The sequence below is a fragment of the Streptomyces sp. NPDC019890 genome (assembly GCF_044903445.1).
Taxonomy (GTDB): Bacteria; Actinomycetota; Actinomycetes; order Streptomycetales; family Streptomycetaceae; genus Streptomyces.
In genome coordinates this window covers 57651-82728 of the sequence record NZ_JBJDQK010000015.1, presented here as the reverse complement: position 1 = coordinate 82728, position 25078 = coordinate 57651, and the positions used below count along the sequence as shown (strand labels likewise).

Genomic DNA, 25078 nt, shown 5'->3' with positions numbered 1-25078 from the left:
AGGTTTGGAAGGGCGTACATCATGGTCACTCACGTTCCCGCAGAGGCTCACGGCGACGAGCGCGGCGCGCTTCTCTCGTTCGTCGAGGCGCAGCGCGCCGCGATCCGCCGCTCGGTGCTCGGACTCACCGAGGAGCAGGCGGCCGGACGCCCCAGCGTCAGTGAGCTCTCGCTCTCCGGACTGATCAAGCATGTCGCGGAGACGGAGCTCGGCTGGCTGCGTCTGGCGCAGCAGAAGCCCAACGAAAAGCAGCGCACCGAGGAGACGTGGGCGGACAGCTTCCGCCTGGTCGGCGACGAGACGGTCCCCGAGATGCTGGCGTTCTGGGATGCGGTGGCCAAGGAGACGGCGGAGTTCATCCACTCCGTGCCGAGCCTGGACGACACCTTTCCGCTGCCCGCGCAGCCCTGGTTCCCCAAGGACGGCGGGGTGTCGATGCGCTGGCTGCTGCTGCATCTGGTCGAGGAGATCGCCCGGCACGCGGGCCATGCGGACATCGTGCGCGAGTCCCTGGACGGGAAGACCGCGTTCCAGCTGGTGGCGCTGGAGAGCGGGCAGAGCTGGGGTTAGGGCCTGTCCTGGAGCCCGGTCGGAGCTGCGGTCAGGGCCTGTCCTGGAGCCGCTCGGCGATGTCCGCGCGCAGCTCGAGGAGTTGGACGCGCTGTACGGCGGTGGGTTGCTCGTCCTCCAGGGCGAGCACCCGGTCCAGGATCTTCGCCGCGCCCGCCGGATCGTCCTTGGAGTCCGCGAAGAGTGTGGCCAGGTGCAGGGCGCGGGCGAAGGTCTCCTGGGGAGCCGGCCGGTGGTGCTGGTCCTCGCTGATCTGCTTGCCGACCCGGACGCAGTTGCCGCCGGGGTCGGTCATCAGGAACTGGCGCACTCCGTAGCTCATGTCCAAGAGCTTCCCGATCCGGGGCAGACCGCGGGTCGGGATCTTTCCGTACGCTGCTTTCAGGCCGCTGCGGAAGGACTCGTACAGCGTGTCGACGTCGTCCGTAACGACGTAGCACGTGCTGAACGACGCGGCGGGGTCGTACTTCTTCATACCGAAGAACTGCAGTTGGATGCCGCCGCGCTCGACCACGGCGTACGGATTGGGGCTCTTCTGCTGGAAAATCACCTCGAAGCCGAGCGCGGTGTAGAAGTCGAGCACTGGCTGGAGGGTCTGGCACGGCAGGATCGGAATCGTCTTCTCGGCCATGCCGACTACTCTAGTCAAAGTTGAATAGAAAGGTGCGGGGATGTCAGCGATCCGGCTGCTGGTGCTCGGCGCCGTACGCCAGCACGGGCGGGCGCACGGTTACCAGGTGCGCAACGACCTGGAGTACTGGGGAGCCCATGAGTGGTCCAACGCCAAGCCCGGCTCGATCTATCACGCGCTGAAGCAGATGGCGAAGCAGGGGCTGCTGCACGCCCATGAGATCGCGCCGTCCACGGCCGGCGGGCCGCCGCGGACCGAGTACGAGATCACCGAGAAGGGCACCGACGAGTTCTTCCAGCTGCTGCGTGAGGCTCTGACGTCCTACGACCAGAAGATGGACGTGCTCTCGGCGGGGATCGGCTTCATCGTCTGTCTGAAGCGGGAGGAGGCGGTGGCGCTGCTGAAGGAACGGGTGCGCGGCCTTCAGGAGTGGCGGACCTCGGTGACCGAGTACTACACGCCGGCCGACGGGCCCGAGTCGATCGGGCACATCGGCGAGATCATGAACATGTGGGTGAACTCGTCGGACGCCGGAGCGGAGTGGACGCGGGGCCTGATCGAGCGGATCGAGGGCGGGGCGTACACCTTCGCGGGGGAGGGGGACCCCTTTGTGGGGGTGCTGGCGGAGGGCGAGGAGAACCCGTACGCGACGGGCGAGCCGCATGAGGGAGACCACCGCTGATCGAGTGACCCACGGTCACCACGACCCGGGGTGACGATCAGTGGTGGAACGCCGTCGCCGCCGCTGTGTCCTTGCTCAGGGGGTGCGGCTGGCGGCGCAGTTCCGGCAGCAGTCCTTGCAGGTCATCCATCAGCAGCTTCGCGAGATCCGCCGAGAAGCCGTTGCGGCACACCACCCGCAGTACCGACAGATCCTCGCGGTTCGCCGGGAACGTGTACGCGGGCACCAGCCAGCCCTGTTCGCGCAGCCGCCGCGAGACGTCGAAGACGTCGAAGTTCCGGACGTCCGGCGCCGTGGTGAGCGCGAACACCGGCAACTCGTCGCCACGGGTGAGCAGTTGGAAGTCGCCCAGCTCGTCGAACCGGTCCGCGAGCCCGCGCGCGACGTCCCGGGACGCCTGCTGGACCGCCCGGAAGCCGTCCCGGCCGAGCCGCAGGAACGTGTAGTACTGCGCCACCACCTGCGCCCCGGGCCGCGAGAAGTTGAGGGCGAACGTGGGCATGTCGCCGCCCAGATAGTTGACCCGGAAGACCAACTCCTCCGGAAGTTCGTCGGAGGTGCGCCACAGCGCCCAGCCGACCCCGGGATACACCAGGCCGTACTTGTGCCCCGAGGTGTTGATCGAGGACACCCTCGGCAGCCTGAAGTCCCAGACCAGATCCTCGTCCACGAAGGGCGCGACCATCGCGCCGGACGCCCCGTCGACATGGACGGGGATGTCCAGGCCCGTGAACTCCTGCAGGGCGTCCAGGGCGGCGCAGACCTCCGCGACGGGCTCGTACGACCCGTCGAAGGTGGAGCCGAGCACGGTCACCACGCCGATCGTGTTCTCGTCGCAGAGGTCGGCCGCCGCCTGCGGATCGAGATGGAAGCGGTCCCCCTCCATGGGCACCAGCCGCGGCTCGACCTCCCAGAAGTTGCAGAACTTGTCCCAGCAGACCTGCACATTGACGCCCATCACCAGATTCGGCCGGGCGGTCGCGGGATAGCGGTCGGCGTTGCGGAGCGCCCAGCGGCGCTTGAGGGCCATCCCGGCGAGCATGCAGGCCTCGCTGGAGCCCGTGGTGGAGCAGCCGACCGTCGTGGACGGGTCCGGCGCGTTCCAGAGGTCGGCGAGCATGGCCACACACCGCCGCTCCAGCTCGGCGGTGCGCGGATACTCGTCCTTGTCGATCATGTTCTTGTCCCGGCACTCCGCCATCAGCACACCCGCCTGCGGCTCCATCCAGGTGGTGACGAAGGTGGCGAGGTTCAGCCGGGAGTTGCCGTCGAGCAGCAACTCGTCATGAACCAGCTGGTACGCCGTCGACGGCGGCAGCGGGCCGTCGGGAAGCCGGTGCGTGGGCGGAGCCACGGTCATTTCGCTGACCGGGTCGGCCTCCCCGAAGAACGGATTGAGGGAGAGCCTGCGCATGTCCGCGTCCCCCTCGGGGGTGCTGCCCGCGCCCTGGTGGAGTGGCATCGTCGGTGTCCGCCTTCCCAACTCTGGGGTCTCAGCTCTCAGGCTCATACGGGCTTGCACCTCACGCAACGTGAGGACTCAGGCTGAGGTGCGTACCGAGAAAACGAAGGAGCGGAAAGCGATGAGCTACTCCGTGGGACAGGTCGCCTCATTCGCCGGAGTGACGGTGCGCACGCTGCACCACTACGACGAGATCGGACTGCTCTGTCCGAGCGGCCGCAGCCACGCGGGTCACCGGCGTTACGACGACGGCGACCTCGACCGGCTGCAGCAGATCCTGTTCTACCGGGAGCTCGGCTTTCCGCTCGACGAGGTCGCGGCGCTGCTCGACGACCCGGACGCGGACCCGCGCGAACATCTGCGCAGGCAGCACCAGCTGCTGACCACCCGGATCGCCCGGTTGCAGGAGATGGCCGCCGCCGTCGAACAAGCCATGGAGGCGAAGAAGATGGGCATCAACCTCACGCCCGAGGAGAAGTTCGAGGTCTTCGGGGACAAGGACCCCGAGCAGTACGCCGAGGAGGCCGAGCAGCGCTGGGGCGGCACCGCGGCCTACGCCGAGTCGCAGCGCAGGGCCGCGGGCTACAGCAAGGACGACTGGAAGCGCATGCAGGACGAGGTCGCCGACTGGGGCGCGCGCTACGACTCCCTGATGACGGACGGTGAGCTTCCGACCGGCGAGCGGGCGATGGACATGGCCGAGGAGCACCGGCAGCACATCACCAAGTGGTTCTACGAGTGCACGTACGAGATTCACACCGGTCTCGGCGAGATGTACGTCTCGGACGAGCGGTTCCGTGCGTTCTACGACGCGACGAGGGAGGGGCTCGCCGTGCATCTGCGCGCCGCGATCCTCGCGAACGCGGCACGCAACAGCTGACAGCCCCGGGCGTCGGGCCGACGCGGGCGTACGAGCCTTCGCGCGCAGGCCGGACGTGGACGTACGAGCCCCGCGCGCGGGCCCGCCTCCCGGCCCGGCTCGAGGTCAGGGCCGGGCCCGACGTCCGGCCCTGGCCCGACGTCCGGCCCGATGTCCGGCACCGTGTCCGGTCGGTCCGGGCCCAGTGCCCCGTTCGGGTGGCTCAGGTGCGGGCGATGACCGCCGCCGTGCCGTACGCGCAGACCTCCGTGCCCACGTCCGCCGCCTCCGACACGTCGAAGCGGAACATCAGCACGGCGTTGGCGCCACGCGAGCGCGCCTGTTCCACCAGGCGCTCCATCGCCTGGTTGCGCGTCTCGACCAGGGTCTTCGTCAGGCCCTTCAGCTCGCCGCCGATCATCGACTTGAGGCCGGCGCCGATCTGGCTGCCCAGATGCCGCGAGCGCACCGTGAGGCCGAAGACCTCGCCGATCACCTGCTGCACCTGGAATCCGGGTACGTCGTTCGTGGTGACGACCAGTACGTCGGACTGCGGCCCCTGTCCGCCCCCGTAATCCTCGATGCCCATCTGCGTCCACCTTCCGTGCGTCTGCTGGAGGCTTGTGACGCACAGCTTTGTCCCAGTCCGCGCACAGTGCATCCTGGGCGGGCCGATGGAACGTGGACCAGTGGCGATGCGTTGATAGCTTTAGGTGGCCGACCACGCCGAATTCGACGGCCGAATCGACGATCGACCGACTACCGACTCAGGAGCCCGGACCTCGTGACTACCCTTGCGCTCGGACCGAGCTGGCTGGACCCGGACTATCTCATCGGGACCTTCGGCCTCATCGGTGTCCTGGCCATCGTCTTCGCCGAATCCGGCCTGCTCATCGGCTTCTTCCTGCCGGGTGACTCGCTGCTGTTCACCACCGGCCTGCTGGTGACGACCGGAAAGCTCAACACTCTGCCCCTGTGGGCGGTGTGCCTGCTCGTCGTGGTCGCGGCCGTGCTCGGCGACCAGGCGGGGTATCTCTTCGGCCGCAAGGTCGGCCCTTCGCTGTTCAAGCGCCCGGACTCCAGGCTCTTCAAGCAGGAGAACGTGGAGAAGGCGCACGAATTCTTCGAGAAGTACGGCCCCAAGTCGCTGGTCCTGGCCCGCTTCGTGCCCATCGTGCGGACGTTCACGCCGATCATCGCGGGTGTGAGCCGGATGAACTACCGCTCGTTCGTCACGTTCAACGTGATCGGAGGCGCGCTGTGGGGCGCGGGCGTGACGCTGCTCGGCGCGGCGCTCGGCAACGTCGAGTTCGTCCACAAGAACATCGAGGCGATGCTGATCCTGATCGTGCTGCTCTCGGTGCTCCCGATTGCGATCGAGTTCCTGCGGGCGCGGTCGAAGAAGAAGAAGGAAGCGGCGCAGGCCGGCCCGGCGGCGGACGAGCCGCCGGCGCAGCGCGGCCGCCACGCCAAGCGCTGAGCGTCCCTGCGCGCTCACCGTGCTGAGGAACGTCCCTGCGCGCTCACCGTGCTGAGGAACGTCCCTGCGCCTACAGCGCCGAGCGAACGTCCCCGCGTGCCAAGCGCCGAGTGCGCGCTGTCCTTCGTCGCCGGGCGGGCCAGCCCCTCGAGCCCGTCCGGCGGTCGCCGCTAGAAGCCTCGCGTCCGCTTCGCCGCGCGGCGCCCGGACGGGCCCTCCGCGCCCGGCACCCTGAGGAACAGCCGGGAAAGCTCACCTCCCAGGTTCACCCCGATCGCGATGGCCAGCGCCAGCGCCGCCGCCTTGGTCAGTGAGGCGAGGCCCGCGTTCAGGTCGTTTCTGGCGATCTCCAGGAGGCCGAAGTAGGTCGCGCTACCGGGCAGCAGCGGCCCGATGGCGGCGGTGACGTACGGCAGCGCCGAAGCGAACCGGTAGCGCGAGAGCATCTGCCCGAACAGGCCCACCAGACCCGCCGCCACAGCCGTCGCCGCGACCGGCGAGACATCCGCCGTGTCCGCGAGTGCCGCGTACACCGCCCAGGCCACCCCGCCGTTCAGGGTCGCGAGCAGCACCGTGTTGCGCTCCTGCTGGAGCAGTACCGCGAAGCACAGCGACAGCGCCATCGCCGCCAGCGTCTGGACCACCGGCCGCTGCACGCTGTGGATGGCCGTCTCCGGGTTGAGACCCGCGTCCAGCGCGACGCCCAGATACAGCACCATCAGTACGCCGACGACGATCCCGACGATGAGATAGCCGACCTCGAGCAGCCGGGCCGCCGCGGTGATGTAGAAGCCGGTCAGACCGTCCTGTACGCCGGCGACGAGGGCCCGTCCCGGGATCAGCGTGAACAGCCCACCGGTGATCACCGCGGATGCGCGTACGTCCAGCGGCGTCAGCGTCAGCGCGACTCCCATCGCGGCGGGCGGCATGGCCGCGGCCACGAACTGGTAGAACTCCGGCAGCCCGCGGCCCGCGCAGAGCCACGCCAGCCGGTCGCCGAGCATCGCGCCGATCGCGGCCGCCAGGAAGACCAGCAGGTCACCGCCGACCAGGACGGAGGCCGCGCCCGCCAGCAGGCCGCCGGCCGCGGTGAGGACCCAGCCGGGGTACGGGTGCCGGTTGCGGCGGATCTCCGCGAGACGCCGGTAGGCCTCCTCCAGGGAGATCTCCGACTCCTCGGTGCTGATGTCGTGGACCAGCCGGTAGACCGCGGCCAGTCGGGTGTAGTCGGTGCCCCGGCGGCGTACGGTCCGGTTCGCCGTCACCGGATCGTCCACCAGCGAAGGCTGGTAGGTGATCGACAGCAGTGTGAAGGTGACGGTCGGCTCGCAGCGGTCGAGGCCGTACGAACGGGAGATGGCGAACATCGCCGCCTCGACGTCCTCCGCGCCCTCGCCGCCCGCGAGCAGCAGCTCGCCGATACGCAGCGTCAGGTCGAGGACGCGCGGGACGGCTGGGCCGCCCTCTTCGTGCCGCTGCACCGTCTCGGGAACGGGCCGCTCGCCCACCGGCATCCGCAGCATCGCCCGCATCCGGTCCTGCCAGGGCGCGTCCCTGGTGAGACGGACGACGGGGACGCCGTGGGCAGGCGTGAAGGCGGGCGGCGACTGCTTGGCGCTGTACGTGCGGGGCGGGGCGAAGGCGGAACCTTCCGGCTCGGCGGGCACTTCGGGCGCAAGGCCGGCCGGAACGGCGAACTCCGAGGTCGGATGGTCCTCTTCGGGCGCGTCCGGTGTTCCCACCCCGGGCGGCGGGGTGAAGGCGCTGTGCGCCTCGTCGGACTGAGGCTTCCGGTCTTCCGGAACGTCCGGCTCCGCCACCACGTGCTGTCCTCGCTCCCTCTCGTGTCGCCGGTGTCTGCCCAGTATGGGCATGGTCAAGCACTCCGACGCACGACGGGTCCCCGACGGCCCCCGCCCACCGGTCCGGGCCGGAGCTGTGCGGGGCGCACGACGGGCGGGGCACCTCTCGGTGCCCCGCCCGTCGTCAGCTCGATGCCGGCTACTACGCGCTCAGTGCGAGCCGCCCTGCGCCTCCAGGCGCTTGTAGGAGGCCTCGATCTCCGCCTCCGCCTCGGTGCGGCCGACCCAGTTGGCGCCCTCGACGGACTTGCCGGGCTCGAGGTCCTTGTAGACCTCGAAGAAGTGCTGGATCTCCAGGCGGTCGAACTCGGACACGTGGTGGATGTCGCGCAGGTGCTCGACCCGCGGGTCGGACGCCGGCACACACAGCAGCTTGTCGTCGCCGCCCGCCTCGTCCGTCATCCGGAACATGCCGATCGCACGGCACTTGATGAGGCAGCCGGGGAACGTGGGCTCGTCAAGGATGACCAGCGCGTCCAGCGGGTCGCCGTCCTCGCCGAGGGTGTTCTCGACGAAGCCGTAGTCGGCCGGGTAGCTGGTCGAGGTGAAGAGTCGACGGTCCAGGCGGATCCGACCGGTCTCGTGGTCCACCTCGTACTTGTTCCGCGAACCCTTCGGGATCTCGATGGTGACGTCGAACTCCACGGGTGGCTCCTCCATGATCAACACATACGTCTGGTGGTTAAGTGTCCCTCACGCAGGTGTGTGATCGCGAAAGGGGCTGGTTCGAGGTGCCAGAGGTCAGGACGTGGCAGCTCGCATCGGGCGCCGCCGTGGTCGGCCTTGCCCTCGCTGCCGGGGCGGTGGCCGCGGCGGGCCCCTGGGACTCCGGCCAGCGTAAGGCCGAGAGGCAGTGGGCGGCTGCCCAGAGCCCCGTGGGTGGCGCACATCACGAGCGGCCCAGGCCCAAGAGCCCGGCGCCCGCGCCCAGTGCACCCGGCGTGCTCGCGGCACTCGGCGCCCCCAGGGCCGCGACCGTCTCGGCCCCGAAGGCCGCCGCCGACCTCGCCAAGGTGCTCGCGCCGCTGCTCGGCGACCCCGGTCTCGGGACGGTCCGTACGGCCTGTGTCGTCGATGTCGCGACGGGTCGGCGGGTGTACGAGAAGGGGGCGGCCGACCCCATGACACCGGCCTCCACCATCAAGATCGCCACCTCCGTCGCGGCCCTGTCGGCGCTCGGCCCTGACCACCACATCCCCACCACGGTCGTCGCTTCCGAGGACGCCAGGTCGCTCACGCTGGTCGGCGGCGGCGACCCGACGCTGGACTCGGCCGACCTGCGCACGCTCGCGGACCGTACGGCCCGTGCCCTGCGCGCCCGCGGGGTCACCCGCATCCGTCTCGCGTACGACACCTCGCTCTACAAGGGACCGCTCCGGCACCCCATCGGCCCCAATGTGAACATCTCCCCGGTCAGCGCGCTGATGGTCGGCGAGGGGCGGGTCGACGAGAAGTCCACGGGCGCAGCGGCCCGCAGCGGCGACCCGGCCGGCGACGCGGCTCGGGCCTTCGGGCGGCTGCTGACCGAACGCGGCGTCGCGAGTTCCGCGGCGCCCGCCCCCGGCCGGGCCGCCGCCGGGACCAGGCCGCTCGCCCGAGTGCTCTCCGAGCCCCTGTCGGCCCTGGTCGAGCGGGCGCTGACCAACAGTGACAACGACATTGCCGAGGCCCTCGCCCGGCAGACGGCCCTCGCCGCGGGCGAGGAGGCGAGCTTCGCGGGCGGCGAGCGGGCCGTCACCGGGCAACTGAAGCGGCTGGGGCTCCCGTTGGCCGGGGCCCGTTTCGCCGACGGCAGCGGCCTCAACCGCGAGGACAGGCTCACCGCCGGCCTGCTGACCACGCTGCTGATCCGCGCCGCCGACCCGGCCCACCCCGAGCTGCGCCCGGTCCTGACCGGTCTTCCGGTCGCGGGCTTCAGCGGCACCCTGCAGTCCCGCTACACCGAGACCTCACCGGGCACCGGTTTGGTCCGGGCCAAGACGGGCACTCTGACCGGCGTGAACACGCTGGCAGGCACCGTCGTCACCCCGGACGGCCGACTGCTCGCCTTCGCCTTCCTGGCCGCGAACACGCCCTCCCGTGAGGCCGCGCAGCCCGCCCTCGACCGGCTGGCCGCCGCGCTGGCCTCCTGACGTTTCCGGCGATCCGGCCGTTGCCGACACCTCACCGCCGCCGGAGCCGACAACGTACGGTTGACGCATGACGAGCATCGGTGGTGCCGAGATGGTCGACTGGAACCTTGCCGTGGCAACCGCGACCCGCTTCGTGCGGCCCGGACCCGAAGTGACCCGGGACGAGGCGCGTGCCGTCGTCGCCGAGCTGCGGCAGCATGCCAAGTCCTCCGAGGAACATGTGCGGGGCTACACCCGGATGATCCCCGAGGGCCATGACCCCCAGGACACCCCCGTCCTCGTCGTGGACCGGGCCGGCTGGGTCAAGGCGAATGTCGCGGGCTTCCGCGAGCTGCTCAAACCGCTGCTGGACAAGATGCAGGAACGCCGCGCGTCCAGCCCCGGCGGCGCCGTGCTCGGCGCGGTCGGCGGCAAGGTCACCGGCGTCGAGCTGGGCATGCTGCTGTCGTTCCTGGCCTCGCGGGTCCTCGGGCAGTACGAGACCTTCGCCCCCGCCACCCGCGAGCTGCCCGCGGGCGAGAGCGCCGGCGGCCGGCTGCTGCTCGTCGCCCCGAACATCGTCCATGTGGAGCGCGAACTCGATGTCGACCCGCACGACTTCAGGTTGTGGGTCTGTCTCCACGAGGAGACGCACCGCACCCAGTTCACGGGTGTGCCGTGGCTGCGGGACCATCTCGAGGGCGAGATCCAGTCATTTCTCGGCGAGACCGAGGTCGACCCGATGACCGTTCTGGAGCGGTTCCGGGAGGCCGCCCAGTCGCTCGCGGGAGCCCGCCCCGAGGGCGAGCAGGACGAGGGCGGCCGCTCCATCGTCGAGCTGGTGCAGACCCCTGCGCAGCGGGAGATCCTGAGTCGGCTGACCGCCGTGATGTCGCTCCTGGAGGGGCACGCGGACTATGTGATGGACGGCGTGGGACCCGATGTCGTGCCGTCGGTGGCCGAGATCCGGGAGAAGTTTCAGCAGCGCAGGGCACGTGGGGCGAGCCGTCTCGACCAGGCGCTGCGCAAGCTCCTGGGGCTCGATGCCAAGCTGCGTCAGTACCGCGACGGCGAGCGTTTTGTGCGCTCCGTGGTCGAGGAGGTCGGTATGGAGGGATTCAACCGGGTGTGGACGTCTCCGAACACCCTGCCCACCAAGGCGGAGATCGCCAAACCCGCGGACTGGGTCGCGAGGGTGCACCGCAAAGCGGAGTCGTGAGCGGGGGCGGCCGCAGGCGGTAGCGCGCTCTTCGGGGTTCGAGGGTGTACTCCCGGAGCCGCAGCATCACCCATCCGAGGGACCGTAGCCCATGGGTAGGCGTGCAATGCTCGGGGAACGGCCCGGTTCTGTCACCATCGACGCACTCTGAGTGACTGATTCCGACTTCGACCGAGGCACCCCCCAACTTTTCACGAAGGGCACCGGACATGGGTCCCCATCCTGCGGTCGCGGCGATACGCCTGGCGGTCCGCCGCGTACTCCACGACGTACTCACCGAACACTCCGAACGTGTCGCACGCTCCGTGAGCCACGCGGCCTCCGCGCGCTCCTCCGCGAGTCGCGCGGCCTTCGCGACCTCATCGGCCCACTCCTCGCTGAACTCCGCCTCGCTGAACCCCCCCTCCGACAGCGAGCGTCCGCTCGTGCTGGTGGCGTGCTCCGGCGGCGCCGATTCCATGGCCCTCGCCTCCGCCCTCGCCTTCGAGGCCCCCAAGCTCTCCGTCCGGGCCGGTGGCATCACCGTCGACCACGGCCTCCAGGACGGCTCCGACCTCCGCGCCGCCGAGGTCGCCGCCCGGCTCACCGCGATGCGGCTCGACCCCGTCGAAACCATCGCCGTACGGGTCGGCCGCGGCGGCGGGCCCGAGGCCGCGGCCCGTGACGCCCGCTACGCCGCCCTCGACGACGCCGCAGAGCGCTACGGCGCCGCCGCCGTCCTGCTCGGCCACACCCGTGACGACCAAGCTGAAACCGTCCTGCTGGGCCTGGCCCGCGGCTCGGGCACCCGCTCGCTCTCCGGAATGGCCGCCGTCTCGGGGGCGGCCGGCCGTTACCGCCGCCCCTTCCTCCAGCTCGACCGGCAGACCGCCCGCAAGGCCTGCATGGCCCAGTCGCTGCCCGTATGGGACGACCCGCACAACGCCGACCCGGCCTACACCCGCTCCCGGCTGCGCCACGAGGGCCTGCCCGCCCTGGAGAAGGCGCTCGGCAAGGGCGTCGTCGAGGCCCTGGCCCGCACCGCACAGCTCTCCCGCGACGATGCCGATGCCCTGGACACCTGGGCCGCCGACGCGGACGCGACCGTACGGGACGAGGCGGGCCGGCTGGACTGCGCGAAGCTGTACGGGCTGCCGCCCGCCGTACGCCGCCGGGTGCTGCGCCGGGCCCTCATCGAGGCCGGTGCGCCCGCCGGTTCGCTCTTCGCCCGGCACGTCGAGGAAGTGGACCGGCTGATCACCGGCTGGCGCGGTCAGGGAGCCATCAATCTGCCGGGTCGCGTCGAGGCGCGACGGCAGGGTGGCAGACTGGTGATTCGGCAAGGCTGACGCAGCCACTGCTGAGACCCTCCGGACCCCGGGCACTGGCTGTGTCTGCCCGGGGGTCGTCCGGGGGACAACCCCATGACGACCCCAGGACCCCCCGGCAACAGAAAGCGACCGCGTGAACGAGCAGGACATGGGTACCGACCTTCAGTCGGTGCTCATCACCAAGGAAGAGATCGACGCGAAGCTGGCCGATCTGGCCGCGAAGATCGATGCGGAGTACGCGGGCAAGGATCTGCTGCTCGTCGGTGTCCTCAAGGGCGCCGTGATGGTCATGGCGGATCTGGCACGTGCGCTGTCCACCCCCGTCACCATGGACTGGATGGCGGTGTCGTCGTACGGCGCGGGCACCCAGTCCTCCGGCGTGGTCCGGATCCTCAAGGACCTGGACACCGACATCAAGGGCAAGCACGTCCTGATCGTCGAGGACATCATCGACTCCGGCCTCACGCTCTCCTGGCTGCTGTCGAACCTCGGCTCGCGCGAGCCGGCCTCGCTCGAGGTCTGCACCCTGCTACGTAAGCCGGATGCCGCGAAGGTCGCGATCGATGTGAAGTGGATCGGCTTCGACATTCCCAATGAGTTTGTCGTCGGGTATGGCCTGGATTACGCCGAGAAGTACCGCAATATGCCGTTCGTCGGCACGCTCGCACCGCACGTTTACGGCGGCTGAAGCCCCGCACGGAGACGGGAACCCTGGCCCCACTCCCGCCGTTGGAGCAAAGGAAGGCGGTCGCGGGTGACAATGCTGGGGTACCGTCCGAAGAACAGTCTTTTCTCACAGCAGCATTTACCTACGGGCAGGAGGGACGGGGCGATTCCGCTCCGTATGGATGGACGTGAAGCGATACTTCCGTGGGCCGGTCATGTGGATCGTGCTGGCCGTCCTCGCCGTGGTCGTGTTGATGCAGGTCGTCGGCTCGTCCGGCGGCTACAAGACGGTGGACACCGGCGAGGTCGTCCAGGCGATCGACAAGAACCAGGTCGACCAGGTCAAGCTGACCACCGGCGACGAACAGATCATCAAGGTTGATCTGAAGGACGGCCAGAAGGTCAAGGGCAGCGACAAGATCCAGGCGAGCTACATCGGTTCCCAGGGCGCCTCCCTGGCAGACAAGCTGCAGACGAAGTACGAGGCCGGCGACATCGAGAAGGGTTACACCGTCTCGCCGTCGAAGCAGAGCCCGTTCGTTTCGGTGCTGCTCTCGCTGCTGCCCTTCGTCCTGATCGTCGTGGTCTTCCTCTTCCTGATGAATCAGATGCAGGGCGGCGGCTCCCGAGTCATGAACTTCGGGAAGTCCAAGGCCAAGCTGATCACCAAGGACACTCCGAAGACGACCTTCGCCGATGTGGCGGGGGCCGACGAGGCGGTCGAGGAGCTCCACGAGATCAAGGAGTTCCTGCAAGAGCCGGCCAAGTTCCAGGCGGTCGGCGCCAAGATCCCGAAGGGTGTGCTGCTGTACGGCCCGCCTGGTACGGGCAAGACGCTGCTCGCGCGCGCCGTCGCGGGCGAAGCGGGCGTCCCGTTCTACTCGATCTCCGGCTCCGACTTCGTCGAGATGTTCGTCGGTGTCGGTGCCTCCCGAGTCCGTGACCTCTTCGAGCAGGCCAAGGCGAACGCCCCGGCGATCGTCTTCGTCGACGAGATCGACGCCGTCGGCCGGCACCGCGGTGCGGGTCTGGGCGGAGGCCACGACGAGCGCGAGCAGACGCTGAACCAGCTGCTCGTCGAGATGGACGGCTTCGACGTGAAGGGCGGCGTCATCCTGATCGCCGCCACCAACCGGCCGGACATCCTCGACCCCGCGCTGCTGCGTCCGGGCCGATTCGACCGGCAGATCGCCGTCGACCGTCCCGACATGCAGGGCCGTCTGGAGATCCTCAAGGTCCACCAGAAGGGCAAGCCGGTCGCCCCGGACGTCGATCTGGGCGCAGTTGCCCGGCGTACGCCCGGCTTCACCGGCGCGGACCTGTCGAACGTGCTGAACGAAGCGGCGCTCCTTACGGCGCGCAGCGACAAGAAGCTGGTCGACAACCATGCCCTGGACGAGGCGATCGACCGTGTGGTCGCGGGCCCGCAGAAGCGGACCCGGATCATGTCGGACAAGGAAAAGAAGATCACCGCGTACCACGAGGGCGGTCACGCCCTGGTCGCGGCGGCTTCACCGAACTCCGACCCGGTCCACAAGATCACGATCCTGTCCCGCGGCCGGGCGCTCGGCTACACCATGGTCCTGCCGGACGAGGACAAGTACTCCACGACGCGCAACGAGATGCTCGACCAGCTGGCGTACATGCTGGGCGGCCGCGCGGCCGAGGAGCTCGTCTTCCACGACCCGACCACCGGTGCGGCCAACGACATCGAGAAGGCCACGGCCACGGCCCGCGCGATGGTCACGCAGTACGGCATGACCGAGCGTCTTGGCGCGATCAAGTTCGGCGGCGACAACACCGAGCCGTTCCTCGGACGTGAGATGGGTCACCAGCGCGACTACTCGGAAGAGGTCGCGGCGCTGGTCGACGAAGAGGTCAAGAAGCTCATCGAGACCGCGCACAACGAGGCCTGGGAGATCCTCGTCGAGAACCGCGACGTCCTCGACAACCTGGTCCTCCAGCTCCTGGAGAAGGAGACCCTCGGCAAGGAGCAGATCGCCGAGATCTTCGCCCCGATCGTGAGGCGCCCGGCCCGCCCGGCGTGGACCGGTTCCTCACGGCGTACGCCCTCCACGCGGCCGCCGGTGCTCTCGCCCAAGGAGCTGGCGCTGACGAACGGCGCCGTCGGTTCCAACGGTGCCGCCCCGACGGACGCCGCTCCGGCGATCGAGGCGGTCCCGGAGGAGCGCCCGGAGAGCTGACACATCCGGCGCTGCGGCCACGCAGGGCCCGGAATGAATGCCGCGTCCCCCAGGTTCTAGCCTGGGGGGCGCGGCATTCTCGTATGTCCGCATGCCGGAGCACGAAGGAACGAGGCACAAATGACCGATCCGGTGACGCTGGACGGCGAGGGCACGATCGGCGAGTTCGACGAGAAGCGGGCCGAGAACGCTGTTCGTGAGCTCCTCATCGCGGTCGGGGAGGACCCGGACCGGGAGGGCCTGCGGGAGACGCCGGGCCGGGTGGCCCGCGCGTACAAGGAGATATTCGCGGGGCTGTGGCAGAAGCCGGAGGAGGTCCTGACGACAACGTTCGACCTCGGCCACGACGAGATGGTCCTGGTGAAGGACATCGAGGTCATGAGCTCCTGTGAACACCACCTCGTGCCGTTCCACGGCGTGGCGCACGTCGGCTACATCCCGTCGTCCGACGGGAAGATCACCGGCCTGTCGAAGCTGGCCCGCCTCGTCGACGTCTACGCGCGGCGGCCGCAGGTGCAGGAGCGGCTGACGACGCAGATCGCGGACTCGCTGATGGAGATACTGGAGCCGCGCGGTGTGATTGTGGTCGTGGAGTGCGAGCACATGTGCATGACGATGCGGGGTGTGCGGAAGCCGGGCGCGAAGACGATCACCTCGGCGGTGCGGGGGCAGCTGCGGCACCCTGCGACGCGCAACGAGGCGATGAGCCTGATCATGGCGCGCTGACCGGGTGCGTTGACCTGGCGCGTTGGCCTGGTGCGTTGGCCTGATCATGGCGCGCTGAGCGGTCGCGTTCGCGCAACTCCAGTGTGGTGGCCGGGCCCGCGGGCGGCTGCGCAGGCCGAGCCGGCGCAGCCGTCGGCGTGCTACGCCCGCGTCGCGTTCTCGTCGTCGTCCTCAGGGAGCTTGCAGACCCGCTCCAGGAAGAACGCCGCCGCGATCACCCCGATCCCCGCCAGCACCGAGAAGGCCGCGTAGATGGCCTGGTCCCTGCGGGGCGGGATGTCCAGGGAGCCCAGCAGGAACACTCCCGTACCGCCGTACATCCCCGACACGATCGCCGCCACCAGCGCGCTCGCCTGGCCGAAGACCACTGCCCGCGCCGCCATCAGCGGCTCCACGCCCTTCGCGCCGGGGCGCCTTTCGCGCTGGGCCCGCAGACGGGCGCGCAGCGACAGCGCGGTCGAGGTGAGGACGACCGCGATGACCGCCAGCACGATCGGCGCGGCCAGCGGCACGCTCGGCAGCGTGCCGATCGACTCCCACAGGCGGGCGGCGCCCCAGGACAGCACTCCGGCCGCGGCGAAGAGACCGGCCAATACACCGAGCCGTAGTTGCTTCACCGAGAGCGCCGCCCTTCACTTGTTGCCGCTTGCCGCACGAAGCCGTACAGGCTCCGCAGAGCCTAACGACTACTCCGGCAGACGGAGTTCCAGGTCGGCACGGGGAAACACGCCGTCCTGGCCGATGCCGTCCAGCAACTGCGCGACCGGTCCGCGGCCCGGCAGCTGGGCCTCCGGCTCCACGTCGTGCCACGGCGCGAGCACGAACGCGCGCTGGTGGGCCCGCGGGTGGGGCAGCGTGAGCGCGGCGTCGTCGGAGATCACATCCGCGTACGCAACGATGTCGACGTCGATCGTCCGCGGCCCCCAGCGCTCCTCGCGGACCCGGTCGAAGGCCTCCTCGATGGCCTGGCCGCGCTCCAGCAGGGACGACGGCGGAAGAGTGGTCTTGATCACGACGACCGCGTTGAAGTACGACGGCTGGCTGCCGGCTTCGACGCCCCACGGCTCTGTCTCGTACACCGGAGAGACCGCCTTGACCCGCAGGCCCGGCGTGTCCTCCAGCGCGTCGATCGCGCCCTGGAGGGTCTCCAGGCGGTTGCCCAGGTTGGAGCCGAGGGAGATCACGGCCCGTTTCGGATTGGACAGGGTGACATCCGCGGCGTCCACCTGCTCCACCACGGAGGCGGGCACGGGCTGCACGGTGGGGTCGCTCATGCTCGGCTCCGGGTGATCGTGATGGTCACGTCGTCGAACGGGACGGTGATCGGGGCGTCCGGCTTGTGCACGACCACCTCGACCTCCTGGACGCCCTCGTGCTTGAGGCACTGCTGGGCGATGCGCTCCGCGAGGGTCTCGATCAGGTCGACCGGCTCGCCCTGGACGACGTCGACGACCTCCTCCGCCACCACGCCGTAGTGCACGGTCTTCGCCAGGTCGTCGTCGGCCGCCGCGGGGCGGGTGTCGATGCCGAGCGCCAGGTCCACGATGAAGGTCTGGCCCTCCTCGCGTTCCTTCGGGAAGACGCCGTGGTGCCCGCGGGCCTTGAGGCCGCGCAGCGCGACACGATCCACGCGAATCACTCCTGCTGTCGTTGGTCTTGCGGGCACACGGCTGCGTGCGGGCGGCCTGTGTCCATATTCGAATCTACCTGCGGGCACTGACAGTGCTTGCCCATGGGGGCTCCGGCGGGAGTTGGGCGCGCGGGCCCCGAGAGGCTGGTAGCCGCCCCTACCCGGGTGCCCGGATTCCAATCCCCGTCGGGCTGGTTACCTCCTTATGAGGAGGTTTCGTCGTCCTCTTCGGCGTCGCTTTCGGACAGTACGGGTGAACCGTGGTGTGACCAGATCTTCCAACCGTCCGATGTGCGACGAAACACATTGGTGGCCACGACGAGCTGTCCGACGAGCGGGCCGAGCTCCCCGGCCTCCTCGGCGGGGCCGCCGCTGAGGATGTTCTCCGTACAGGAGACGAGGGCGGTGTCGCCGTGCAGGCTGACCTTCACGTCGGTGAGGAAGAACTGGATGTAGTCCGTGTTCGCCATGATCAGGGCGTACGAGCGGAGCACTTCGCCGCGGCCGGAGAGTACGGGCCAGCCGGGGTGGATGCACGAGATGTCCTCGTCCAGCCAGAGGCTGGAGAGCTTCTCGAAGTCACCGCGCTCCATGGTCTCGTAGAACGTGGTGTTGGCCTCTTCGACCAGTTCTACGTCGGTACGGCTCACCGGGCGCCCTCGACGGCGCGGGCGACGCGTACCGCGTCGGCCGTGGCGCGCACTTCGTGGACGCGGACGGCCCACGCGCCCTCGTGCGCGGCGATGGCGGAGACCGCGGCGGTGGCGGCGTCCCGCTCTCTCGCGGGCGGCGGGGCGCCCTCCTTCGCGAGCACGTGGCCGAGGAAACGCTTGCGGGAGGCGGCGACGAGCAGGGGGCGGCCGAGCGCGTGGAGTTCGGCGAGGTGGGCGACGAGGGCGAGGTCGTGCTCGGCCTGCTTGGCGAAGCCGAGGCCGGGGTCGATGACGATGCGCTCGGGGGCGATGCCGCCGGAGACGACGGCGTCCATGCGGGCGCGGAGCTCGGCGACGACTTCGGCGACAACGTCGGTGTAGACGGCGCGGGAGTTCATGTCCTGGCTGAAGCCGCGCCAGTGCATCACGACGAAGGGGACGCCGGTGGCGGCGACGGCGGGGACCATACGGGGGTCGGCGAGGCCGCCGCTCACATCGTTGACCAGTACGGCGCCGGCGGCGACTGCCTTCTCGGCGACGGAGGCGCGCATGGTGTCGACGGAGACGGTGACGCCCTCGGCGGCGAGGCCGCGGACGACGGGGACGACGCGGCGCAGCTCTTCGTCCTCATCGACACGGGTGGCGCCGGGGCGGGTGGACTCGCCGCCGACGTCGACGAGGTCGGCACCCTCGGCGACGAGCTCGAGGCCGCGCTTGACGGCGGCGGTGGTGTCGAACCAGCGACCGCCGTCGGAGAAGGAATCGGGCGTCACATTGACGACCCCCATGACCGCACAGCGATCCCACTCCGGCAGCCCGCTGGCCGTGCCCCGTGCGCGCAACGTACTCATGTCCCCAGCCTAGGCCCGCGCCCAGGTCCCTCATCGCCGGGTGCGCTGTCCCCACCCCACCCGCCAGCCATTGCTGGGGCGCGGGGCACCCCCCCCACGGAACCCGTTCGGCCCGGGGACGCGGTTGTTCCGCGTCCCCGGGCCGAACGGGCCGAGCGCTGCCGAGGGCGGCGGGCCCGGCAGGGCCGGCTCCCGCGGTGGCGGGTGGCTTCGTGCCGCCGACGGGCCGGGGTGGCCCAGCGGCTCACGCGTACGGTCTACGCCGCGCGGACTTCCCTTTCCGCCTGCGCGATGTGCGCGCACGGGCGGGGCTGGCGGGCCGGGCGGCGGCGCGGGAAGAGGCGAGGGAGGGCGACGTTCACAAAGCCCTCTGCCTGCATCGCGGCGAAGCCGATACGCGGCAGGTCACGCGTGTTGCGGAAGACCACGAAGCGCGGCTCCCACCGCGGCTGGAACTTCGCGTTGAACTTGTACAGCGACTCGATCTGGAACCAGCGCGAGAGGAAGACGAGCAGTCCGCGCCACATGCGCAGCACCGGCCCGGCCCCGATCTTCTCGCCGCGCGCCAGCGCCGAGCGGAACATCGCGAAGTTCAGCGAGACCCGCTCGATCTTCAGCCCGGGAGACGCCTGCAGTGCGGCCACGATCAGCAGTTCGTTCATGCCTGGGTCCGCCGAGCGGTCGCGGCGCATCAGTTCGAGGGACATCCCGTCCGTACCCCACGGGACGAAGTGGATGATCGCCTTCACGTCGCCGTACGGAGACGCAGTGCCGTCGTCGTCCTGCTTGTGCGCCGTGGCTATCACCGCGTCGCCGTCCGCCGGGTCGCCGATCCGGCCGAGCGCCATCGAGAAACCCCGCTCGGTGTCGGTGCCGCGCCAGTCCGCCGCGGCCCGGCGGATCTGCTCCAGCTCCTCGTCCGAGAGGTCACGAGCGCGCCGCACGCGGGTTTCGTATCCATTGCGCTCGATGCGCTTCACCATCTGGCGCACGTTTCGCATCGCGCGCCCGGTGAGGGAGAAATCCGCGACATCCACCACCGCCTCGTCACCGAGCTCGAGCGCGTCCAGACCGGTCTCCCGGGTCCAGACCTCGCCGCCGGTCTCCGAGCAGCCCATCACCGCCGGGGTCCAGGAGTGCGCCTTCGCCTCGTCCATGAAGCGCTCGATGGCGCCCGGCCAGGCCTCGACGTCGCCGATCGGGTCGCCGCTGGCGAGCATCACGCCGGAAACCACACGGTAGGTGACGGCGGCCTTGCCGCTGGGGGAGAAGACGACGGCCTTGTCGCGGCGGAGCGCGAAGTGGCCCAGTGAGTCGCGGCCGCCGTGCCTGGCCAGCAGGTCGCGCAGCCGCTGCTCGTCGTCCTCGGTCAGCCGCGCGGCCGGGTGCTCCGGGCGGAAGGCGAGATAGATGGTGGTGACGGCGGTCAGCAGGCCGAGTGCGCCGAGGGAGTAACCGACGGTCCAGGACACCCCGTCGAAGTAGTCGACGGGACCCTCGAAGCCGAAGAGCCCGTACAGGACATGCTCCAGGCGGTCCGTCAGGCTCGGGCTGCCGACCTCCTTGCCGGGGTGCGCGCTGACGATGACCAGGCCGAGCCCGAGGGAACCGGCGCCCATGAGGACGAAGTTGGCGAGCGCCTTCCAGCGGCTGCGCGGGTCCGGCAGCGCCGCGAACTCACTCCGGTGGCGCAGCAGCAGTGTGAGCAGCGCCAGCGAGAGCAGTACGCCGATGATCGAGTGCCGGTAGACGAACTGCCCGGCCGCCCCGACGGGCAGCAGAATCACCGCGGCCCGCCAGGCCCGGCGCTTGTGGCGCTTGAGCCCGTGGGCGAGCAGCAGAAGCAGTACGCCGACGCTCAGCGAGAGCGCCGCGGCGAAGGGGCCGGTGGCTCCGGGGAGCACCTCGGCCAGGGAGTGCATGCGGCTGTGCCGGAACCGGGGAAAGACCCCGGCGGCAATGTCGATCAGGCCGACGAGTGTGCAGGCCGTTCCGACCAGCGAAGGAACTGACTCCGGCCGGGGGCCGCGCAGCACGCGACGCACCCAATCCGGAACCAATCCTGACTTGTCCCCATCTACCGTTGCAGACATCGCTTCCCGTGACTTCGCGAGAGATCCAGTGTCCGTGGGCCGCAGGTTGGGCTTCGGACGATTAGCGCTCTCTAGGACGGGACTTTCGGGAGGCGGGTTCACTCATTCACAGGAAATTCTCAAGGAAGAAAGCTCACGCGACTCATGGGTCTGACCAGTAACAAAGTTCTGGCCTTGGCCGTCCTCGTGGCTGTGCTGCTGTTCGCCGCCACGGTCTGGCTCTGGCCACGGCTCGCCCGCCGCGGCTGGCGCGCCGTGACCGGGAGGATCGGCTTGCTGCTGGTTACCCAGCTCGCACTGTTCGCCGCGGTCGGACTCGCGGCCAACAACTCCTTCCTCTTCTACGGGTCTTGGTCCGACCTGTTCGGTCAGGAACAGGAGATGGGCGTGGTGGTGGACCACTCGGCCGGTGCGAAGCGGATCAAGATCGTCGAGAAGAAGAGGCTCGATGTGCCGGGCGGCGCACGGCCGGCGGCGGGCGGTCAGATACAGAAGATCGTCATCGCGGGCGAGAAATCGAAGATCGACAGCCCGGCTTATGTCTATCTGCCGCCGGAATATTTCCAGCCGAAATTCGCGAAAAACACTTTTCCGGCGACTGTCGTGCTGACCGGGTATCCGGGGACCGCGGAGAACCTGCTCAAGGGGCTCAAGTACCCGAGGACGGCCTACCAGCAGGCCAAGGACGGCACCATGCAGCCGATGATCCTGGTGATGCTGCGGCCGACCGTCGCGCCGCCGCGGGACACCGAGTGCGTCGACGTACCGGGCGGGCCGCAGACCGAGACCTTCTTCGCCAAGGACCTGCCGAAGGCGGTTTCCGAGACGTACCGGGTCGGGACCAAGCCGCAGAACTGGGGCTTCATAGGGAATTCGACCGGCGGTTACTGCGCACTGAAGATCGCGCTGCACCACCCGGAGCAGTTCGCCGCGTCCGCGGGCCTCTCGGCGTACTACAAGGCCGCCGACGACCCGACGACCGGTGATCTCTTCCAGGGCAACAAGAAGGAGAAGAACCGGTCCAATCTGCTGTGGAGCCTGGACCATCTGCCGCAGGGCAAGTCGTCGTTCCTGGTGACCAGCTCCACGTCGGGCGAGGCGAACCTCAAGAACACCCTGAAGTTCATCGACAAGGTGAAGGCCCCCGCGCGCGTTTCGTCGATCATGCTCGACAGCGGCGGGCACAACTTCAACACCTGGCGGCGCGAGATTCCGCCCGCCCTGGTGTGGATGAGCGGCAGGCTCAGCGCTTCGTGACGGACGTCTTCGTGTCTGTAGTCACGGTGTCTGTCTTCTCCGTGGCGGACGTGTCCTGCACGGACGTGTCCGTCACGGGCGTTACGGGCGCGACCGTCTCGATCGACTCCAGCTCGACCGCGGTACGGGGAATGTCCTGCGCGTCCGCGTCGATCGAGCGGCGCAGCGCCTCGTGCAGCCGGGCCGGGGTGAGGACCCCGAGGAAGCGCCCGGTCTCCTCCTTGTCGATGACCGCGATCCATCCCGCGTCGTGCTGCAGCATCGTGGAGAAGGCCTGCTTCAGGGAGGCGCCGACGGGCAGCCAGGCCTCCATCCGGCGGGCGTATTCGCGTACGGAGCCCTGCTGCCGCGCCTGTTCGGCAGAGATCCAGCCGTGCAGGTCGCCCGATTCGTCCAGGACGACGGCCCAGCGGGAGCCGAGCTCCTTCGGCAGCGGGTCGTCGAGCCGTACGACGGGAGGCTCTTCCAGATCGCTCTCCTCGATGGGGGTGACGGAGAGCCGCTTGAGACCGCGGTCCGCGCCGACGAAGTCGGCCACGTACGCAGTGGCAGGAGTGCCGAGGACCGCCGCCGGGGCGTCGAACTGCTCGATCCGCCCCTGGCCGTAGACGGCGATGCGGTCGCCGAGGCGGACCGCCTCCTCGATGTCGTGGGTGACGAAGAGCACGGTCTTGCGCACCTGGGACTGGAGCTTGAGGAACTCGTTCTGCAGATGCTCGCGCACCACCGGGTCGACCGCGCCGAACGGCTCGTCCATCAGCAGCACGGGCGGATCGGCCGCGAGCGCCCGGGCCACGCCCACGCGCTGGCGCTGGCCGCCGGAGAGCTGCTCGGGGTACCGCGCGCCGTACGTCCCCGGGTCCAGGCCCACCAGATCGAGGAGTTCGGCTGCCCGTTCACGGCCCTTGGAGCGGCTCCAGCCGAGGAGATGGGGGACGGTCGCGACGTTCTCCAGGACCGTCTTGTGCGGGAACAGGCCGACCTGCTGGATCACATAGCCGATACGGCGGCGCAGTTGGACGGGGTCGATGGCGGAAATGTCGGCCCCGTCGAGGAATATCCGGCCGCTGCTCGGCTCGATGAGGCGGTTGACCATCTTCATGGTCGTGGTCTTGCCGCAGCCTGAGGGTCCGACGAGCGTGACCAGTTCGCCCTCGGCGACCTCGAACGACAGGTTGTCGACCGCTGTCGTCCCGTCCGGGTACCGCTTGGTGACGTGCTCGAATCGGATCATGGTTCCCCATTGTGACGGGTGTTGTGTGAAAGCCATGTTGCTGCAATGTGGCGGCCCTCGGCGATTGTCAGTGGTCAGGGATAGGGTCGCCAGACATACGTACGGCACTGCTGGGGAGGTGGGGGCGCATGAGTACGGAGCAGGCTGCGCAGAGTTGTCTGGCGGCCAATGACTGGATCTGCGGGGAGTACCTGCGCACCCGCAGCCAGGAGTTGACCGACGCCACCGTCCAGCATGTCTGGATCACCGTGGTGTCCGTGCTGATCGGCCTCGCCGTGGCCTTTCCGCTGGCGCTGCTCGCCCGCGCAAAGCCGCGATTCGCCGGCCCGGTCCTCGGCCTGACGACCCTGCTCTACACGATTCCGTCGCTGGCGATGTTCTCGCTTCTGCTGCCGGTGTTCGGCCTTTCGGCCGCGCTGGTGGTGACGGGCCTGGTGCTCTATTCGCTCACCATTCTCGTGCGGAACATCATGGCCGGTCTCGAGGCGGTGCCCGACGAGGCGCGGGAGGCCGCGCGCGGAATGGGGTACGGCTCGGGGCGGCTGCTCTGGGAGGTCGAACTACCCCTTGCGTTGCCCGCGCTGATAGCGGGCCTGCGCATAGCCACCGTCTCGACGATCGCGCTCACCACGGTCGGCGCGCTCGTCGGCAAGGGCGGCCTCGGCAATCTCATCGACGACGGGGTGCAGACCACCTTCAAGGCACAGGTGCTCACCGCCTCCGTGCTCTGTGTGCTGCTCGCGGCCGTCGCCGATGTGCTGCTGCTCGGTCTGCAGCGGCTGCTGACGCCCTGGACCCGCATACGTACGGGGAAGCCTGCGGCGCAGTCGGCGGGGAATTCCGCGGGGGACTCCGTGGGCAATTCCGCGGGGAATTCCGCGGCGAAGGTGAAGGTGGCGGGCTGATGGGGGTAGTGGCCGACGCGTGGACATGGCTGACCACCGGCTCCAACTGGTCGGGGGAGAGCGGCGCCTGGCACCGCCTTGGCGAGCATGTGTACGTCAGCGGGATTGCTCTCGTGCTGGCCTGTGCCATCGCTCTGCCGATCGCGCTGTGGCTGGGGCATCTCGGCAGGGGCGGCGCGCTCGCGATCAATATCTCCAACGCGGGGCGGGCGATCCCCGTCTTCGCGGTCCTCGCCCTCTTCATGCTCACGTCGCTGCGCAACGCCGGCTATCTGCCCACCATCATCGCGCTGGTGCTGTTCGCGGTGCCGCCGCTGCTGACCAACGCGTACGTCGGCATGCGCGAGGTGGACCGGGCGGTGGTGGAGGCCGCGCGGGGGATGGGGATGTCGGGCGGCCAGCTCTTCCTCCGGGTCGAACTGCCCCTCGCCTACCCGCTGCTCATGACCGGGCTGCGGTCGGCCGCCGTCCAGGTGGTGGCCACGGCCACGATCGCCTCGATGGTCGGCCAGGGCGGCCTCGGCCGGATCATCACCGCGGGATTCAACACGTACAACACCCCGCAGGTGGTGGCGGGCGCGCTGCTGGCGGCGCTGCTTGCGCTGCTGGTGGAGGGGGTGCTGGTGGCGGCCGACCGGCTGCTGAGCCCCCTCCGTAAGACCGTGTGACAACA

General features: G+C 69.5%; 24 protein-coding genes and 1 pseudogene. 13 read left to right on the top strand and 12 right to left on the bottom strand.

Features of this window, described 5'->3' with window-relative positions; all coding sequences use genetic code 11:
- Positions 1-21 precede the first annotated feature (21 nt).
- Entirely contained in the window at positions 22-570 is a 549-nt protein-coding gene (locus ACI2LP_RS30480) for a DinB family protein (protein WP_404727754.1), read from the top strand.
- Between the two features lie 40 nt (positions 571-610).
- On the opposite strand, the pseudogene ACI2LP_RS30475 reads toward ACI2LP_RS30480, so the two are convergent.
- A pseudogene (locus ACI2LP_RS30475) lies at positions 611-1201 on the bottom strand (bleomycin resistance protein); the annotation flags it as partial.
- 40 nt (positions 1202-1241) lie between these two features.
- Here ACI2LP_RS30475 and ACI2LP_RS30470 point away from each other — a divergent pair.
- On the top strand, positions 1242-1883 hold the full coding sequence (locus ACI2LP_RS30470) for a PadR family transcriptional regulator (RefSeq protein WP_404727753.1): 642 nt from the start codon (positions 1242-1244) through the stop codon (positions 1881-1883).
- Between the two features lie 37 nt (positions 1884-1920).
- Here ACI2LP_RS30470 and ACI2LP_RS30465 read toward each other — a convergent pair whose 3' ends face one another.
- Complete coding sequence (locus ACI2LP_RS30465) at positions 1921-3345, bottom strand: glutamate decarboxylase (RefSeq protein WP_404727752.1); 1425 nt, start codon at positions 3343-3345, stop codon at positions 1921-1923.
- A 121-nt stretch (positions 3346-3466) separates the two neighbouring features.
- Here ACI2LP_RS30465 and ACI2LP_RS30460 point away from each other — a divergent pair, with 121 nt between their 5' ends.
- Complete coding sequence (locus ACI2LP_RS30460; RefSeq protein WP_404727751.1) at positions 3467-4225, top strand: MerR family transcriptional regulator; 759 nt, start codon at positions 3467-3469, stop codon at positions 4223-4225.
- A gap of 202 nt (positions 4226-4427) precedes the next feature.
- Here the strand turns inward: ACI2LP_RS30460 and ACI2LP_RS30455 are convergent, their stop codons facing one another.
- Positions 4428-4793 carry a YbjQ family protein gene (locus tag ACI2LP_RS30455; protein ID WP_360871275.1) on the bottom strand — a complete coding sequence of 122 codons (366 nt, stop codon included), beginning with the start codon at positions 4791-4793 and terminating at the stop codon, positions 4428-4430.
- A 195-nt stretch (positions 4794-4988) separates the two neighbouring features.
- On the opposite strand from ACI2LP_RS30455, the gene ACI2LP_RS30450 reads away from it, so the two are divergent.
- Positions 4989-5684 carry a DedA family protein gene (locus ACI2LP_RS30450; protein ID WP_404727750.1) on the top strand — a complete coding sequence of 232 codons (696 nt, stop codon included), beginning with the start codon at positions 4989-4991 and terminating at the stop codon, positions 5682-5684.
- 170 nt (positions 5685-5854) lie between these two features.
- Here the strand turns inward: ACI2LP_RS30450 and ACI2LP_RS30445 are convergent, their stop codons facing one another.
- Positions 5855-7507: a threonine/serine exporter family protein gene (locus tag ACI2LP_RS30445; RefSeq protein ID WP_404727749.1), complete on the bottom strand. Its 1653-nt coding sequence runs from the start codon at positions 7505-7507 to the stop codon at positions 5855-5857.
- 189 nt (positions 7508-7696) lie between these two features.
- The gene (locus ACI2LP_RS30440; protein ID WP_360871487.1) at positions 7697-8191 is read right to left on the bottom strand and encodes an inorganic diphosphatase; all 495 of its coding nucleotides are present in this window, start codon (positions 8189-8191) and stop codon (positions 7697-7699) included.
- Between the two features lie 86 nt (positions 8192-8277).
- On the opposite strand from ACI2LP_RS30440, the gene dacB reads away from it, so the two are divergent.
- The 6 genes from dacB to folE all read left to right on the top strand — a co-directional run bounded on the left by dacB (position 8278) and on the right by folE (position 15782).
- Positions 8278-9678 carry a D-alanyl-D-alanine carboxypeptidase/D-alanyl-D-alanine-endopeptidase gene (gene dacB / locus ACI2LP_RS30435; RefSeq protein ID WP_404727748.1) on the top strand — a complete coding sequence of 467 codons (1401 nt, stop codon included), beginning with the start codon at positions 8278-8280 and terminating at the stop codon, positions 9676-9678.
- 67 nt (positions 9679-9745) lie between these two features.
- Positions 9746-10876: a zinc-dependent metalloprotease gene (locus tag ACI2LP_RS30430; protein ID WP_404727747.1), complete on the top strand. Its 1131-nt coding sequence runs from the start codon at positions 9746-9748 to the stop codon at positions 10874-10876.
- Between the two features lie 209 nt (positions 10877-11085).
- Positions 11086-12204, top strand: coding sequence for a tRNA lysidine(34) synthetase TilS (gene tilS / locus ACI2LP_RS30425; RefSeq protein WP_404727746.1), 1119 nt, complete (start codon positions 11086-11088; stop codon positions 12202-12204).
- 130 nt (positions 12205-12334) lie between these two features.
- Entirely contained in the window at positions 12335-12874 is a 540-nt protein-coding gene (gene hpt, locus ACI2LP_RS30420; RefSeq protein WP_360871490.1) for a hypoxanthine phosphoribosyltransferase, read from the top strand.
- Between the two features lie 160 nt (positions 12875-13034).
- Entirely contained in the window at positions 13035-15056 is a 2022-nt protein-coding gene (gene ftsH, locus ACI2LP_RS30415; protein ID WP_360871293.1) for an ATP-dependent zinc metalloprotease FtsH, read from the top strand.
- Positions 15057-15176: 120 nt separating this feature from the next.
- On the top strand, positions 15177-15782 hold the full coding sequence (gene folE / locus ACI2LP_RS30410; protein ID WP_360871296.1) for a GTP cyclohydrolase I FolE: 606 nt from the start codon (positions 15177-15179) through the stop codon (positions 15780-15782).
- 140 nt (positions 15783-15922) lie between these two features.
- Here the strand turns inward: folE and ACI2LP_RS30405 are convergent, their stop codons facing one another.
- From ACI2LP_RS30405 to ACI2LP_RS30380, 6 genes are all read right to left on the bottom strand, one after another.
- Positions 15923-16399 (bottom strand): DUF3180 domain-containing protein, encoded by a 477-nt coding sequence (locus ACI2LP_RS30405; protein WP_404727745.1) that lies wholly within the window; start codon positions 16397-16399, stop codon positions 15923-15925.
- A gap of 69 nt (positions 16400-16468) precedes the next feature.
- Entirely contained in the window at positions 16469-17056 is a 588-nt protein-coding gene (gene folK / locus ACI2LP_RS30400; RefSeq protein ID WP_404727744.1) for a 2-amino-4-hydroxy-6-hydroxymethyldihydropteridine diphosphokinase, read from the bottom strand.
- Entirely contained in the window at positions 17053-17412 is a 360-nt protein-coding gene (folB, locus tag ACI2LP_RS30395; RefSeq protein WP_404727743.1) for a dihydroneopterin aldolase, read from the bottom strand. The genes folK and folB overlap by 4 nt, the downstream gene beginning before the upstream one ends.
- A gap of 203 nt (positions 17413-17615) precedes the next feature.
- Positions 17616-18062, bottom strand: a complete 447-nt coding sequence (locus ACI2LP_RS30390; protein WP_404727742.1) for a nuclear transport factor 2 family protein — start codon at positions 18060-18062, stop codon at positions 17616-17618.
- Positions 18059-18916 (bottom strand): dihydropteroate synthase, encoded by an 858-nt coding sequence (gene folP / locus ACI2LP_RS30385; protein ID WP_404727741.1) that lies wholly within the window; start codon positions 18914-18916, stop codon positions 18059-18061. Before folP ends, ACI2LP_RS30390 begins: the two co-directional genes overlap by 4 nt.
- Before the next feature lie 257 nt (positions 18917-19173).
- The gene (locus ACI2LP_RS30380; protein WP_404727740.1) at positions 19174-21009 is read right to left on the bottom strand and encodes a phosphatidylglycerol lysyltransferase domain-containing protein; all 1836 of its coding nucleotides are present in this window, start codon (positions 21007-21009) and stop codon (positions 19174-19176) included.
- Between the two features lie 144 nt (positions 21010-21153).
- On the opposite strand from ACI2LP_RS30380, the gene ACI2LP_RS30375 reads away from it, so the two are divergent.
- Positions 21154-22266, top strand: a complete 1113-nt coding sequence (locus ACI2LP_RS30375; protein ID WP_404727739.1) for an alpha/beta hydrolase — start codon at positions 21154-21156, stop codon at positions 22264-22266.
- Here ACI2LP_RS30375 and ACI2LP_RS30370 read toward each other — a convergent pair.
- Positions 22253-23500: an ABC transporter ATP-binding protein gene (locus ACI2LP_RS30370; protein WP_404727738.1), complete on the bottom strand. Its 1248-nt coding sequence runs from the start codon at positions 23498-23500 to the stop codon at positions 22253-22255. The genes ACI2LP_RS30375 and ACI2LP_RS30370 overlap by 14 nt on opposite strands.
- A 128-nt stretch (positions 23501-23628) precedes the next feature.
- Between ACI2LP_RS30370 and ACI2LP_RS30365 the strand changes: the two genes are divergently transcribed.
- Together ACI2LP_RS30365 and ACI2LP_RS30360 are read left to right on the top strand one after the other, a co-directional pair.
- Positions 23629-24405: an ABC transporter permease gene (locus tag ACI2LP_RS30365; protein ID WP_404727737.1), complete on the top strand. Its 777-nt coding sequence runs from the start codon at positions 23629-23631 to the stop codon at positions 24403-24405.
- Positions 24405-25073 carry an ABC transporter permease gene (locus ACI2LP_RS30360; protein ID WP_404727736.1) on the top strand — a complete coding sequence of 223 codons (669 nt, stop codon included), beginning with the start codon at positions 24405-24407 and terminating at the stop codon, positions 25071-25073. Before ACI2LP_RS30365 ends, ACI2LP_RS30360 begins: the two co-directional genes overlap by 1 nt.
- The last annotated feature ends 5 nt before the right edge of the window (positions 25074-25078 follow it).

What these genes read in the sequence shown, in the direction of transcription:
- ACI2LP_RS30360 (WP_404727736.1), top strand. Translation starts at nt 24,405, where the DNA reads ATGGGGGTAGTGGCCGACGCGTGGACATGGCTGACCACCGGCTCCAAC.
- folK (WP_404727744.1), bottom strand. Translation starts at nt 17,056, where the DNA reads ATGAGCGACCCCACCGTGCAGCCCGTGCCCGCCTCCGTGGTGGAGCAG.
- tilS (WP_404727746.1), top strand. Translation starts at nt 11,086, where the DNA reads ATGGGTCCCCATCCTGCGGTCGCGGCGATACGCCTGGCGGTCCGCCGC.
- ACI2LP_RS30460 (WP_404727751.1), top strand. Translation starts at nt 3,467, where the DNA reads ATGAGCTACTCCGTGGGACAGGTCGCCTCATTCGCCGGAGTGACGGTG.
- ACI2LP_RS30365 (WP_404727737.1), top strand. Translation starts at nt 23,629, where the DNA reads ATGAGTACGGAGCAGGCTGCGCAGAGTTGTCTGGCGGCCAATGACTGG.
- ACI2LP_RS30375 (WP_404727739.1), top strand. Translation starts at nt 21,154, where the DNA reads ATGGGTCTGACCAGTAACAAAGTTCTGGCCTTGGCCGTCCTCGTGGCT.
- ACI2LP_RS30455 (WP_360871275.1), bottom strand. Translation starts at nt 4,793, where the DNA reads ATGGGCATCGAGGATTACGGGGGCGGACAGGGGCCGCAGTCCGACGTA.
- hpt (WP_360871490.1), top strand. Translation starts at nt 12,335, where the DNA reads ATGGGTACCGACCTTCAGTCGGTGCTCATCACCAAGGAAGAGATCGAC.
- folP (WP_404727741.1), bottom strand. Translation starts at nt 18,916, where the DNA reads ATGAGTACGTTGCGCGCACGGGGCACGGCCAGCGGGCTGCCGGAGTGG.
- folE (WP_360871296.1), top strand. Translation starts at nt 15,177, where the DNA reads ATGACCGATCCGGTGACGCTGGACGGCGAGGGCACGATCGGCGAGTTC.
- ACI2LP_RS30370 (WP_404727738.1), bottom strand. Translation starts at nt 23,500, where the DNA reads ATGATCCGATTCGAGCACGTCACCAAGCGGTACCCGGACGGGACGACA.
- ACI2LP_RS30380 (WP_404727740.1), bottom strand. Translation starts at nt 21,009, where the DNA reads ATGTCTGCAACGGTAGATGGGGACAAGTCAGGATTGGTTCCGGATTGG.
- ACI2LP_RS30465 (WP_404727752.1), bottom strand. Translation starts at nt 3,345, where the DNA reads ATGCCACTCCACCAGGGCGCGGGCAGCACCCCCGAGGGGGACGCGGAC.
- ACI2LP_RS30470 (WP_404727753.1), top strand. Translation starts at nt 1,242, where the DNA reads ATGTCAGCGATCCGGCTGCTGGTGCTCGGCGCCGTACGCCAGCACGGG.
- ACI2LP_RS30480 (WP_404727754.1), top strand. Translation starts at nt 22, where the DNA reads ATGGTCACTCACGTTCCCGCAGAGGCTCACGGCGACGAGCGCGGCGCG.
- ftsH (WP_360871293.1), top strand. Translation starts at nt 13,035, where the DNA reads ATGGACGTGAAGCGATACTTCCGTGGGCCGGTCATGTGGATCGTGCTG.
- ACI2LP_RS30430 (WP_404727747.1), top strand. Translation starts at nt 9,746, where the DNA reads ATGACGAGCATCGGTGGTGCCGAGATGGTCGACTGGAACCTTGCCGTG.